Source organism: Izhakiella capsodis (genome assembly GCF_900115045.1).
GTDB classification, from domain to species: Bacteria; Pseudomonadota; Gammaproteobacteria; order Enterobacterales; family Enterobacteriaceae; genus Izhakiella; species Izhakiella capsodis.
Window position 1 is genome coordinate 32,548 of the sequence record NZ_FOVC01000014.1, and the last position, 13,065, is coordinate 45,612.

The window sequence follows — 13,065 nt, forward strand, 5'->3', positions numbered from 1 at the left end:
AAATTACAGGCCGCTTCCCGCAGGCTGGCTTTATCTTGCCTGATAACAGCGGTTCTTCATGATAGCCAGGATACAAAACGGCAGTGTACAAAGCGTAAGTCAACACTATTCTTTTTCCGAAATGTACGGATCAGCATAGCCGAGAGCAAGCATTATCTCGGTTTCCAGCGCTTCCATTCTCTCGGCTTCATCATCGTCAATATGGTCGTAACCAAGCAGATGCAGGCTGCCATGAATGACCATATGCGCCCAGTGTGCTTGCAGCTGTTTGTGCTGTTCGCTGGCTTCTTGCTCCACCACCTGGCGACAAATAACCAGATCGCCCAGCAGTGGTAACTCAATCTCTGGCGGTGCTTCAAAAGGAAACGACAGCACGTTGGTCGGCTTATCTTTGCCGCGCCAGGTGAGATTAAGATCCTGACTTTCCGCAACGTCCACCAGCCGGATGGTCACTTCGCTTTCTACCAGAAAGCGTGGCAGTACCGCCTCCAGCCAGTGCTGAAAGTCCTCTTCTGCCGGTAAGCCTGTGGGATTATCGCAGGCAATTTGTAGATCGAGGATGACAATGCTCATGGGTTGTCCTGCGGTGCGGCAGCTGATGCCTGAAGCACTTCGTGTTTGCGTTCGGCAGCGATAGCGTTACGCCGCCGCTGATCGGCCTCTTCCCAGCGCTCATAAGCAGTGACGATGCGTGCAACTACCGGGTGACGTACCACATCCTCGCTGTGGAAGAAGTTAAAGCTTATCTCTTCAACGTCAGACAGAACCTCAATGGCATGACGCAGACCAGATTTAAGGTTACGCGGCAGGTCAATTTGCGTGATATCGCCGGTGATTACCGCTTTAGAATTAAAGCCGATGCGTGTCAGGAACATCTTCATCTGTTCAAGGGTAGTGTTCTGGCTCTCATCGAGAATAATAAAGGCATCATTCAGCGTTCGACCGCGCATATACGCCAGTGGAGCAACTTCAATAACGTTACGTTCAATCAGTTTTTCTACGCGCTCAAAGCCCAGCATTTCGAAGAGTGCGTCATAAAGCGGCCGTAGGTAGGGGTCTACCTTCTGGCTGAGATCGCCAGGCAGAAAACCGAGTTTTTCTCCGGCTTCAACCGCCGGCCGGGTCAGCAATATACGGCGAATGTCCTGTCGCTCCAGTGCATCTACAGCCGCCGCAACGGCAAGATAGGTTTTTCCTGTACCGGCGGGGCCGACGCCAAAGCTAATATCGTGGTCAAGAATATTGGCAATGTATTGCGCCTGGTTTGGCGTGCGCGGTTTGATGACCCCGCGTTTGGTTTTAATATTGACGGCTTTGCCATATACCGGCACGTTTTCTGCCGTTTGCTCCAGTACCCGGCTCTCTTTTATCGCCAGATGGATCTGCTCAGGGTCAATATCCGGGATGTTGCCGCCGCGTACTGGAGCGGTATCAACATAAAGTGTTCTCAGTATATCTGTCGCAGCATCAACACTCAGCACACGGCCTGTCAGTTTGAACGCATTATCACGACGATTGATTTCAATACCTAAACGGCGCTCAAGCTGTTTAATGTTGTCATCAAACGGGCCGCAGAGGCTAAGCAGACGGTGGTTATCAGCAGGTTCTAAAGTAATTTCACGTGTTTCGGTTATCAAACTAATCCTTTGGGTCGCTCAGGGCCAGTTGCGTGTTTCAACAGCGCTTGCCGGCGTTGTCAGATTACAGTTATGACAAATTATTTATGCCCTTGCCGCACAGTGCAAGTCGTAAAATAATTATTTGGGTCAGGAGGGGCGTTTACAAGGGGGGGATGTTGATCGGCGGCGGAATGTTTCCGCCGCGGGAATCAATCAGGGCTGATAGGTCCCTACACCCAGTTCATTTTCTTTGCGGGTGCGGGCGATAACTGAAGCGGGCGTTTCAAAAACGCGTAGCCCCATCTGATCTTCGGTAAGCACTACAATGCCGCGCAGCGAGTTGGGGTAGACGTCAACGATCTCTACATCAACAAATTTGCCGATCATATCAGGCGTGCCCTCGAAGTTGACCACGCGATTGTTTTCTGTGCGGCCAGACAGCTCCATGACATTTTTACGTGAAGTGCCTTCCACCAGAATTCGCTGAATACTGCCCAGCATGCGGCGGCTCCAGGCCATTGCCTGCTGGCTGATGCGATCCTGCAAAATGTACAGGCGCTGTTTTTTCTCTCCTTCGGTTACGTCATCCGGGAGATCCGCCGCCGGCGTACCCGGACGTGCGGAATAGATAAAACTGAAGCTCATATCGAAATTGACGTCGGCTATCAGCTTCATGGTCTGTTCGAAGTCAGTATGGGTTTCGCCGGGGAAACCGATGATGAAATCAGAGCTGATCTGAATGTCCGGGCGTACGTTGCGTAACTTGCGGATAATCGATTTGTACTCCAGTGCAGTATGCGCACGTTTCATCATCGTCAAAACACGATCTGAGCCGCTCTGTACCGGAAGGTGCAGGAAGCTCACCAGTTCAGGAGTATCACCATAAACTTCGATGATATCGTCGGTAAACTCGATAGGATGGCTGGTAGTGAAGCGAATGCGATCAATTCCGTCGATAGCGGCAACCAGCCGCAACAGTTCGGCAAAGCTGCAGATTTTGTCATCAAAGGTGGCTCCGCGATAAGCATTAACGTTCTGCCCTAACAGGTTTACTTCGCGTACCCCCTGCGCCGCTAATTGGGCGATTTCGAACAGCACGTCGTCGCAGGGTCGGCTGACCTCTTCTCCGCGCGTATAAGGCACTACGCAGAAGGTACAGTATTTATTGCAGCCTTCCATGATCGAAACAAACGCGGTCGGACCTTCTGCTCGCGGTTCTGGCAGGCGATCAAATTTTTCAATTTCCGGGAAGCTGATGTCGACGACCGGGCTTTTGGAACCGCGTACGGTGTTGATCATTTCTGGCAGGCGATGCAGCGTCTGCGGGCCAAATACAATATCGACGTAGCTGGCGCGCTGGCGAATATGCTCTCCTTCCTGCGACGCTACGCAGCCACCGACGCCGATAATCAGCTCGGGGTTTTGCTCCTTCAGCGTCCGCCAACGGCCAAGCTGATGGAAAACTTTTTCCTGGGCCTTTTCGCGAATAGAGCAAGTATTTAGCAGCAGAATGTCCGCTTCTTCGGCCACCTCGGTTAGCGTATAGCCGTGCGTGCTCTCCAGCAGATCGGCCATCTTCGATGAATCGTATTCATTCATCTGACAGCCCCAGGTTTTGATGTGCAGTTTTTTATTCATCGACTTGCCATTACTCAATGCAGAACGGAACGCAGGGCGCGTATTGTAATGCTTTGATGCTGTTGTGACCAGATCAGCGTGCTTTTCTCTGCACTGTGTTGAAAATCCGGTAAACTTCGGGTTAACCGGCACCCGGCTTTCAGCGTTAAAGTTGGTGCAGTATGTAAAAGGAGTAACGATGACAAACAATCAGCCTGCTGCGGCGCAAGTGACCCTGGTGGGTGGCGGAATGGTCGGCGCCGCCCTGGCCTGTGGTCTGGCATCACAAGGATTTAACGTAACGGTGATTGAAACCAAAGCGCCCCCGGATTTTGACCCGGCTAAGCCGCCTGACTTACGCATTTCCGCAATTGGTGCGGCTTCGGTCGATTTACTGCGTGAACTGGATGTATGGCAGTCGGTACTGGCAATGCGTGCGTTTCCTTATACCCGACTGGAAACCTGGGAGTGGGAAAACGCGCAGCTGGCGTTTGACGCAAAAAGCCTCGGGTTATCGGCGTTGGGCTACATGGTTGAAAATAATGTGCTGCAGCGTGCGCTCTGGGAGCGTATGACTCAGCTAAACGTCAGGATTATTTCACCGGCCAGCGTGGCAATGCTGGCACCGTTTGAACAGGGATGGGTGCTGACGCTTGATGATGGTTGCCAACTCCAGACTCAGCTGCTGGTTGCCGCAGACGGTGCAAACTCCCGCGTGCGCCAGCTGGCAGGGATCGGCATTCAGGGCTGGCAATATGCTCAGTCCTGTATGTTGATTAGCGTCAGGTGCGAACAGCCGCCCGGCATGGCGACCTGGCAGCAATTCACACCACAGGGACCGCGCGCTCTGCTTCCGCTGTTTGATAACTGGGCCTCGCTAGTATGGTATGACGCCCCAGCACGTATACGTCAGTTACAGGCAATGTCGATGGCGCAGCTGGAAAAAGAGATCCAACGTGAGTTTCCTCCTCGCCTTGGGAAAGTCACACCGGTGGAGGCAGGATCGTTCCCGCTGGTCCGTCGCCATGCTAAGCGTTATGTGCTGCCGGGGCTTGCACTGGTTGGCGATGCGGCTCATACCATTAACCCGTTAGCCGGGCAGGGCGTTAATCTCGGTTATAGGGATGTTAACGTCTTAATTGATGTACTGAGTAAAGCGTGTCATAGCGGACAGGCGTGGAGCAGTGAAGCGGTACTGCAACGCTACGAGCGTCATCGCCGCTACGATAATCTGCTAATGCAAAGCAGCATGGATTTGTTCTATCTGGCGTTTAGTAACCGAGTTACGCCGCTGAAAATTGTCCGAAATCTCGGATTACTCGCTGCTGAGCACAGCGGTGTCCTAAAGCGGCAAGCACTGAAATATGCACTGGGATTGTCGCAGTGATAGTGGAGATCTCTGCCTCACCCTTTACTAAAAAAAAGACGTCAGAAAACAAAAAAGCCCGTAAAAAGCGGGCTTTTTTGTTAAATGTTGGCTGGGGTACAGGGATTCGAACCCCGGATGGCGGAATCAGAATCCGCTGCCTTACCGCTTGGCGATACCCCAATAATATACAGCCTAAGAAGGGAATCGAACCTGTGACCCCAGCATTATGAGTGCTGTGCTCTAACCAGCTGAGCTACGTAGCCATAACGTCTTATATGCCGATTGCAATCTGTTGCAATCATTCAAAAGATGGCTGGGGTACCTGGATTCGAACCAGGGAATGCCGGTATCAAAAACCGGTGCCTTACCGCTTGGCGATACCCCATCTCTTTTAAATTTACAAACCGCTTAGGCAAATGGTGCGGGAGGCGAGACTTGAACTCGCACACCTTGCGGCGCCAGAACCTAAATCTGGTGCGTCTACCAATTTCGCCACTCCCGCAGATGGTGGCTACGACGGGAATCGAACCTGTGACCCCAGCATTATGAGTGCTGTGCTCTAACCAGCTGAGCTACGTAGCCATCTTTTTATCGCGTTACCTTCATCGGCTTTGCGGGGCGCATTATGCGTATTGCGTCTTTTAGCGTCAACAAATTTTTTGCCGATTTTAGCCACTGAAGGGCTGTTTGCATGGGTAATGAACAGCCTGGCGATAAAAGCAACGATTTGTCATGGTAACGTAAGTAAAAGAAAACGGACCCGGAAAAAGGGTCCGCATACGTTAAGCGTTATGCTTAATAGGCTGACTGATGAACGCAGACTGCGCGACCTGACGGATCGTTCATATTTTTAAAGGCTTCATCCCATTCAATGGCTTTTGCCGACGAGCAGGCTACTGACGGGCCGCCAGGCACACATTCAGCCGCACTTGCTAGCGGGAAAAGCTCTGAGAATATTTCCCGATAAAGATAAGCCTCTTTAGAGGCCGGCGTATTATACGGGAAGCGGTAGTGGGCGGTCTCCAGCTGCTGATCGCTGATTTGCTGGGCGGCAATCTCTTTCAGCGAGTCTATCCAGCTATAGCCAACGCCGTCGGAAAACTGCTCTTTCTGACGCCAGGCAACGCTTTCCGGCAGATAAGAGGCGAAGCATTCGCGTAAAATATGTTTTTCCATTTTACCGTTACTGCCGCACATTTTGTCTGCAGGGTTAATTGTCATCGCCACGTCGAGGAATTTTTTATCAAGAAAGGGAACGCGAGCCTCCACACCCCACGCCGACATGGCTTTGTTGGCGCGTGCACAATCAAACATATGTAGCGCCAATAACTTACGTACGTTCTCCTCGTGAAACTCTTTGGCGTTGGGGGCTTTATGAAAATAAAGGTAGCCACCAAATACTTCGTCTGCGCCCTCACCTGACAACACCATTTTGATACCCATTGCCTTGATTTTGCGTGACATCAGGTACATTGGCGTTGAGGCGCGGATAGTCGTGACGTCATAGGTTTCAATGTGATAGATCACGTCGCGAATGGCGTCCAGGCCTTCCTGCACGGTGAAGTGAATTTCGTGATGAATGGTACCCAGATGGTCGGCAACAGACTGCGCCGCTTTAAGGTCTGGTGATCCTTCGAGTCCAACAGCAAAAGAGTGAAGCTGCGGCCACCATGCGTCGCTTTTGTCCTGATCTTCGATACGTCTGGCGGCATACTTTTTCGTGATCGCCGAAATGATGGACGAGTCCAGCCCGCCGGAAAGTAATACACCATAAGGTACGTCTGACATCAGGTGGCTTTTGACCGACTCCTCCAGTGCCTCTTTAAGCGCGGCAGTATCGGTTTTGTTGTGCTCAACACTGGCATATTCCATCCAGTCGCGCTGCCAGTAGCGACGAATTTCACCGTCGGTGCTGGAAAGATAGCTTCCCGGTGGGAATTCACTGATGCTACGGCAGACGGGCACCAGCGCTTTCATCTCAGACGCGACGTAAAAATTACCGTGCTCATCGTTGCCCATATAAAGGGGGATGATACCAATAGGGTCACGGCCAATCAGATATTGCTGCTTAACGCTGTCCCATAGGATAAAGGCGAACATTCCCTGCAATTCATCGAGGAAATCGATCCCCATTTTCTGATACAGCGCCAGGATAACTTCGCAGTCGGAGTCGGTTTGAAAGTCATAGCGATCGCCCAGTTCGGCACGAAGTGCCTGGTGGTTATAAATTTCGCCGTTCACGGCCAGTACGTGAGTATGGTCGGCATTGTGCAGCGGCTGAGCACCGTTATTCACGTCAACGATCGACAGACGTTCATGGGCAAGAATTGCTTTATCATCAGCATAGACGCCGGACCAATCCGGCCCACGATGTCGCATCAAACGCGATAGTTCTAACGCCTTCTTACGCAGTTCAACAGGGTCGGTTTTCAGATCCAGTACGCCAAATATTGAACACATAACTTCACTCCTGTGGGATCACTTCGTCATTGACTCTAAGCCGACCAGCGTCAGCGCATAGATAAGAAAATGCGATAATGAATAAGGGTATGCAAGCAATTTCCCTTTCTGCTATGAAATAGCTAAGTCAGTCAGTTGTAAAATTAATGAATCATCAGAAATAAGGGGTAAAAATTGCCATTTCGCTAATAAGCGTTGAAGATTGAGTGAAGTCTAATCTGTTGGCTATCATTTTCTCAAAGAATGATTGACGCCGGTCTTACTGGCGTTCAGCGCTGATCGGGTTCTGGAGTTAATACGTCGCTATTCCTGCGTATGCGTTCCTTCCAGCAGGCGTTGGAGAAGAACGCCGTTGAGCATCGCGCGCTTTGCCAGTGCAAAGGCACCAATCGCAGAGCCATGATCGATTTCAGAGCGCACAACCGGCAGATTATTACGAAAGACTTTTAATACCTGGGTATTAACACAAGCCTCAATGGCGGGGAGTAAAACCCCATTAGCCTCGGTGATTTCACCGGCGATCACCACTTTTTGTGGATTAAACAGGTTAATGGCGATTGCGATGGCTTTGCCCAGGTGACGACCAACGTGCCCGACCACTTCCGTTGCCAGCACGTCGCCGTGATTAGCGGCTTTACAAATGCTGAGAATATCGCAATTTTCCGCCGTCAATGACGTCAGATGCCCCTGATGAATCAGCGTTCGTACGCGTTGCTCTATCGCGCTGTTGGCGACGATGGTTTCAAGACAGCCGAAATTACCGCAGTGACAGCGTTCACCTAAGGGATCGACCTGAATATGGCCAATTTCCCCAACATTGCCGTTGCTGCCGAGAAAAATCTGTCCGTTAGTGATAATGCCAGCACCTGTACCGCGATGTACTCGCACCAGAATGGAATCAGCACAGTCGCGCGATGCACCAAAATAGTGCTCGGCCAGTGCCAGACTGCGGATATCATGACCGACAAAACTGGCAACGTTGAAGTGTTTTTCCAGATTGGCAACCAGCGGCCACTGGCTCACCTTGATATGCGGCATATAGCGGATCACGCCGATGGCCGGATCGACCAGGCCTGGGAGGATAACAGCGATCGCGATCAGCTCACGCAGCTTACGTTGTTGCAGGTTGATGAACTCTTCAATGGTATTGAACAGCGCGTGTTCCAACGTTTCCTGTGTGCGTTCAGGCAGGTTATAGCGCTGTTCGGCAATTAGCTTGCCGCTCAGATCGAAGAGTGACAGGGTGGCGTCGTCGCGTCCCAGACGAATAGCGACAGTATGAAAGCCGCGGGATTCAGTAATGATGGATATGGCGCGACGGCCCCCGGTAGAGGCCTGTTGATCCACTTCGCGAATCAAGCCGCGCTCAATGAGCTGACGGGTAATTTTCGTTACGCTGGCGGGCGCCAGCTGACTCTGTTCTGCGATCTGAATGCGCGAAATAGGGCCCTGTTGGTCGATAATCCGGTACACCGCTGCGCTGTTAAGCTGCTTAACGAGATCAATGTTTCCAATTTGAGCCTGCCCGTCATGAGTCATTCAGTATTCACTCACTTAAAACCTCGTTGCCATTAACGTAGGTCTGGATAATCTGATAATCGCCGGTGAATACCGTGAGGTTTGCAACTTTTCCAGCAGTGATGCTGCCCAAAAGACGATCCACACCAATGGCTTTCGCCGGGTATAAGGTGGCCATTCTTATTGCTTCGTCCAGAGCAATACCGGCATGTTCGACGGTGTTTCGCACTGCTTCGATCATCGTCAGTGAAGAGCCGCTGAGCGTTCCTTTTTCATCAACGCAAAGCCCATCGCGATAGTATATTGTTTTTCCAGCAAAAATGAACTGATCAATCGATTCATCTGGCGATAACCCTGCTGGTGCCGTGGCATCAGTGATCAAGATAATCTGTTCATTTTTTATGCGTTTGGCATTTCGGACATTTGCGTAGTGAACATGCAGTCCATCGGCGATGATGCCACAATATACGTCCGGCGTATCGAACAGGGCGCCGATCAAACCTGGTTCGCGCCCGGTTATCGTTGGCATTGCGTTATACAGATGCGTTGCGAATGAGATGCCAGCCTCAAAGCCCCGACGAGCTTCGGCATAGGTCGCGTGGGAATGGCCGCAAGAGATAATGATACCTGCTTTACTGAGCCGGCGAATAATCTCAGGTTCAACTTTCTCAGGAGCGAGGGTGATCTTGCTTATCACATCCGCATTTTTACACAGAAAATTGACCAGACTGGCTGTTGGCTGGCGGATGAGTTCCGGATTATGGGTCCCTTTTTTCAGCGGGTTAAGCCATGGGCCTTCAAGGTGCAGTCCCAGCGCCTGAAACTTATTTTGCATCAGAAACTCACGCATGCTGGTTACTGCACGCACCATCAGTTCGTCGCTGCTGGTAATCAGCGTCGGCAGAAAGCTGGTGCAGCCGGAGCGCTGGTTGGCACGCTGCATGGTTTGCAGGGTCTCAATGCTTAGCGCCGCGATATCATCGTTGAATTGCACGCCGCCGCAGCCATTGAGCTGTAAATCAATAAAGCCGGGAGTTATGTTGGCACCCTGAACATCCCGTGTGGCTATCCCTGTAGGGAGCTCCTCAACCGGACACAGGCGCTCGATGAGTCCATTGGCGATCACCACCGCATGGTTGTTCAGAATTTCGTGGCCAGTATAGATACGGCCGTTAATCAGTGCGTACATCATTATTCTCCCCGCTGGTTGCAGGTCGGACAGTACGACCTGCGCTAGTGATCCTGATACCTGTTACAGGCCTTCCATGTTTTCCACTTCCAATTCGCGGAAATATTTTACGGTTTTCATTTTTAGCTCCATGGTGGCCGGTTCGTCGCATACCACCACGGCTTTGGCATGAAGTTGCAGACAGCTGATGGTCCACATGTGATTAACATTGCCTTCGACAGCAGCCTGCAGCGCCTGAGCTTTCAGATGGCCGGTGACGAGAATCATGACCTCTTCTGCATCGAGCAGCGTGCCCACGCCGACGGTCAGTGCATATTTAGGCACCTGTTCAATGTCGCCACCAAAAAAGCGCGAATTCGCCACGCGGGTATCATGGGTCAGGGTTTTAATACGGGTTCGTGATGAAAGTGAGGATGCGGGCTCATTGAACGCTATATGTCCATCATTGCCGACACCGCCCATGAACAGATGGATTTTGCCATAGGCACGGATTTTTTCTTCATACTGACGACACTCCGCATCGATATCATCAGCGTTGCCATTCAGCAGGTTAATATTTCCCGCCTGGATATCAACGTGATCGAAGAAATTGCGATACATGAAGCTGTGGTAACTTTCGGGGTGCTCCTTCGGCAAGCCGACGTACTCGTCCATATTAAACGTGACAACATGTTTGAAGCTAACCTGGCCCGCTTTATGCATCTCAATAAGGTGCTTATAGGCTTCGAGTGGCGTTCCGCCAGTAGGCAATCCCAGAATAAAAGGACGTTCGGCTGTGGGGTTGAAGGCGTTGATACGCTCGACGATATGGCGTGCCGCCCACTTGCCAACCTGGCTGGTGGTGGTTAAAGGAATAAGACGCATAGTACACCTCTCAGTGACAATTACGGTAACGGGGAAGACGGCTTACTTTTACCCACTTTGCTAAGCGCAACCTGCGTTAACCCAGTCATACGTGGGAAAAATCCGTCATGATATTTTTTATAATAAAATAAGTATGGATCCTAAGCCAACATCATGGCAATTGAAATGCAATTTATGGTGACTTTTATCACATTAGAGAGGGTTTTAATTTGCAGGGCGAATTAATTTCTTTTTACACTCCGCACAGTAGTACGGAACATCATAAAACTACCTGCTAAAGGTATGTTAAAAAAGCCTGCAGTGCTGGGCATTTTACGGGTTCAAAGGGGAAACAGGTGAATATTCTAGGCTTTTTTCAACGATTAGGGCGGTCGCTTCAGCTACCCATCTCCGTGCTGCCCGTCGCAGCATTGATGCTGCGCTTCGGGCAACCCGATTTACTTAATATACCGTTCATTGCACAGGCCGGCGGCGCAATCTTCGATAACCTTGCGCTGATCTTTGCTATCGGCGTGGCCTCAACATGGTCAAGAGATAATGCCGGACCGGCAGCCCTGGCAGGCGCGGTGGGTTATTTCATCATGACTAAAGCAATGGTGACTATCAACCCGGCGATTAATATGGGTGTCCTGGCGGGTATCATTACCGGTTTAGTCGCCGGTTATACTTATAACCGCTGGTACAATATCAGACTGCCGGACTTTCTCAGTTTCTTTGGCGGCAAACGTTTCGTGCCGATTGCCACCGGTTTTTTCTGTCTGATACTTGCCGCGATTTTTGGCTACGTGTGGCCCCCGGTGCAGAATGCGATTCACGCTGGTGGCGAATGGATTGTTTCTGAAGGCGCTCTCGGTGCGGGTATTTTCGGCTTCGTAAACCGCTTGCTAATCCCGACCGGCTTGCATCAGGTGCTTAACACCATTGCTTGGTTCCAGATCGGTGATTATACCAATGCGGCCGGCGTGGTGTTCCACGGTGACATTAACCGCTTCTATGCCGGTGATCCCACTGCGGGCATGTTTATGGCAGGCTTCTATCCGATCATGATGTTCGGGCTGCCAGGTGCTGCGCTGGCCATGTACTTCGCTGCGCCTAAAGAGCGCCGCCCTATGGTTGGAGGGCTGCTGTTCTCCGTCGCACTGACCGCCTTTCTGACCGGTGTTACCGAGCCGCTTGAGTTCCTGTTCATGTTCCTGGCTCCAGTGCTGTACTTACTGCATGCCATTCTGACCGGCATTAGTATGTATGTTGCGACCGCTCTGGGGATCCACGCGGGCTTCTCTTTCTCTGCCGGCGCGATTGACTACGCGTTGATGTACCATTTGCCTGCGGCCAGTAAAAACGTCTGGCTGCTGCTGGTCATGGGCGTTGTCGCTTTCGTGGTTTACTTCATCCTGTTTAGCGTGGTTATCCGCGTGATGAATCTTAAAACCCCAGGCCGTGAAGACGCTGTACCGGAACAGGCTGCCGATGCCAACAGCAATACTGACGAAGGTCTGGCTGTGCTCTCGCACCAGTATGTTGCGGCGGTCGGTGGTAGCGCTAATATCATCGGAATCGATGCCTGTATCACGCGTTTGCGGCTGGCCGTAGATGATGCTACGCAAGTCAATGATGCTGAATGTAAACGTCTTGGCGCTTCCGGCGTTGTGAAACTGAACAAGAAAACCGTGCAGGTAATTGTTGGCGCGCGCGCTGAATCGATTGCTGAAGAGATGAAAGTTCTGATGGCACAAGGTTCGATCGCCGCCAGCAACACTACGGCAAAACCTGCGGCAGCGGTGCCTGATCCTAAGACAGTACGCGCTGCCAGCCAGGACGTTATCGCGACGCTGGTCGCACCGGTAAGTGGTGAAATCGTTGCGCTGGAGCAGGTTCCGGATGAGGCGTTCGCCAGTAAGGCCGTGGGTGATGGTGTGGCAATCAAACCGACCAGCGGTACCGTTGTATCGCCGGCTGCCGGCACCCTGGTTAAAATCTTTAATACCAACCACGCTTTCTGTCTGGAAACAGAGAAGGGCGTTGAGGTTGTCGTTCATATGGGACTGGATACCGTTGGGCTGGATGGCAAAGGTTTCAACCGTTTGGCGGAAGAAGGCTCGCAGGTTACTGCCGGTCAGCCAGTGCTGGAAATGGATTTGGCGTTTCTTAACGCTAATGCCCGTTCAATGATCAGTCCAGTGGTTGTCAGTAACAGCGACGACTATGCTGGTCTGACTCAGCTGGCAAAAGGTTCGGTTGTGGCGGGTGAAACACGGTTATACGACGTTAACAGATAACAGAAAGCACCGGCATTCACTGTGCCGGTCTTCTGACCGTAGGGGCGAGGGATCTCGCCCCTGTTTTTTATCCTGAATTTAACTAACGGTTGTTTCTCGCTGGTGCTTAGTGGATCATACGCGTTTACGTTGAGCAGCATACATATCCGT

At 51.5% G+C, this 13,065-nt stretch carries 9 protein-coding genes and 4 tRNA genes; 2 read left to right on the top strand and 11 right to left on the bottom strand.

Annotated features, from left to right (window positions below):
- Positions 1-105 precede the first annotated feature (105 nt).
- From ybeY to miaB, 3 genes are all read right to left on the bottom strand, one after another.
- Positions 106-573: an rRNA maturation RNase YbeY gene (gene ybeY / locus BM191_RS15120; protein WP_092879671.1), complete on the bottom strand. Its 468-nt coding sequence runs from the start codon at positions 571-573 to the stop codon at positions 106-108.
- Positions 570-1,637 (bottom strand): PhoH family protein, encoded by a 1,068-nt coding sequence (locus tag BM191_RS15125; protein ID WP_092879675.1) that lies wholly within the window; start codon positions 1,635-1,637, stop codon positions 570-572. Before BM191_RS15125 ends, ybeY begins: the two co-directional genes overlap by 4 nt.
- A 195-nt stretch (positions 1,638-1,832) precedes the next feature.
- Positions 1,833-3,257: a tRNA (N6-isopentenyl adenosine(37)-C2)-methylthiotransferase MiaB gene (gene miaB / locus BM191_RS15130; RefSeq protein WP_092879678.1), complete on the bottom strand. Its 1,425-nt coding sequence runs from the start codon at positions 3,255-3,257 to the stop codon at positions 1,833-1,835.
- 178 nt (positions 3,258-3,435) lie between these two features.
- Here miaB and ubiF point away from each other — a divergent pair, with 178 nt between their 5' ends.
- Positions 3,436-4,623, top strand: coding sequence for a 3-demethoxyubiquinol 3-hydroxylase (ubiF, locus tag BM191_RS15135; protein ID WP_092879681.1), 1,188 nt, complete (start codon positions 3,436-3,438; stop codon positions 4,621-4,623).
- An 88-nt stretch (positions 4,624-4,711) separates the two neighbouring features.
- Here ubiF and BM191_RS15140 read toward each other — a convergent pair.
- The 8 genes from BM191_RS15140 to nagB form a co-directional block, all read right to left on the bottom strand.
- Positions 4,712-4,785: transfer RNA gene (locus BM191_RS15140), tRNA-Gln, on the bottom strand.
- Positions 4,786-4,915: 130 nt separating this feature from the next.
- Positions 4,916-4,990 (bottom strand) — tRNA-Gln (locus BM191_RS15150).
- 32 nt (positions 4,991-5,022) lie between these two features.
- Positions 5,023-5,107: transfer RNA gene (locus BM191_RS15155), tRNA-Leu, on the bottom strand.
- A gap of 3 nt (positions 5,108-5,110) precedes the next feature.
- Positions 5,111-5,187 (bottom strand) — tRNA-Met (locus tag BM191_RS15160).
- A gap of 213 nt (positions 5,188-5,400) precedes the next feature.
- A complete protein-coding gene (gene asnB / locus BM191_RS15165; RefSeq protein WP_092879684.1) occupies positions 5,401-7,065 on the bottom strand; it encodes an asparagine synthase B in 1,665 nt (554 codons plus the stop codon).
- A gap of 303 nt (positions 7,066-7,368) precedes the next feature.
- Positions 7,369-8,604 carry a DNA-binding transcriptional regulator NagC gene (gene nagC, locus BM191_RS15170; protein ID WP_092879687.1) on the bottom strand — a complete coding sequence of 412 codons (1,236 nt, stop codon included), beginning with the start codon at positions 8,602-8,604 and terminating at the stop codon, positions 7,369-7,371.
- A 7-nt stretch (positions 8,605-8,611) separates the two neighbouring features.
- Positions 8,612-9,772 carry an N-acetylglucosamine-6-phosphate deacetylase gene (gene nagA / locus BM191_RS15175; RefSeq protein ID WP_092879743.1) on the bottom strand — a complete coding sequence of 387 codons (1,161 nt, stop codon included), beginning with the start codon at positions 9,770-9,772 and terminating at the stop codon, positions 8,612-8,614.
- 63 nt (positions 9,773-9,835) lie between these two features.
- Positions 9,836-10,636: a glucosamine-6-phosphate deaminase gene (gene nagB / locus BM191_RS15180; RefSeq protein WP_092879690.1), complete on the bottom strand. Its 801-nt coding sequence runs from the start codon at positions 10,634-10,636 to the stop codon at positions 9,836-9,838.
- Positions 10,637-10,971: 335 nt separating this feature from the next.
- On the opposite strand from nagB, the gene nagE reads away from it, so the two are divergent.
- A complete protein-coding gene (gene nagE, locus BM191_RS15185; protein ID WP_092879693.1) occupies positions 10,972-12,915 on the top strand; it encodes a PTS N-acetyl glucosamine transporter subunit IIABC in 1,944 nt (647 codons plus the stop codon).
- The last annotated feature ends 150 nt before the right edge of the window (positions 12,916-13,065 follow it).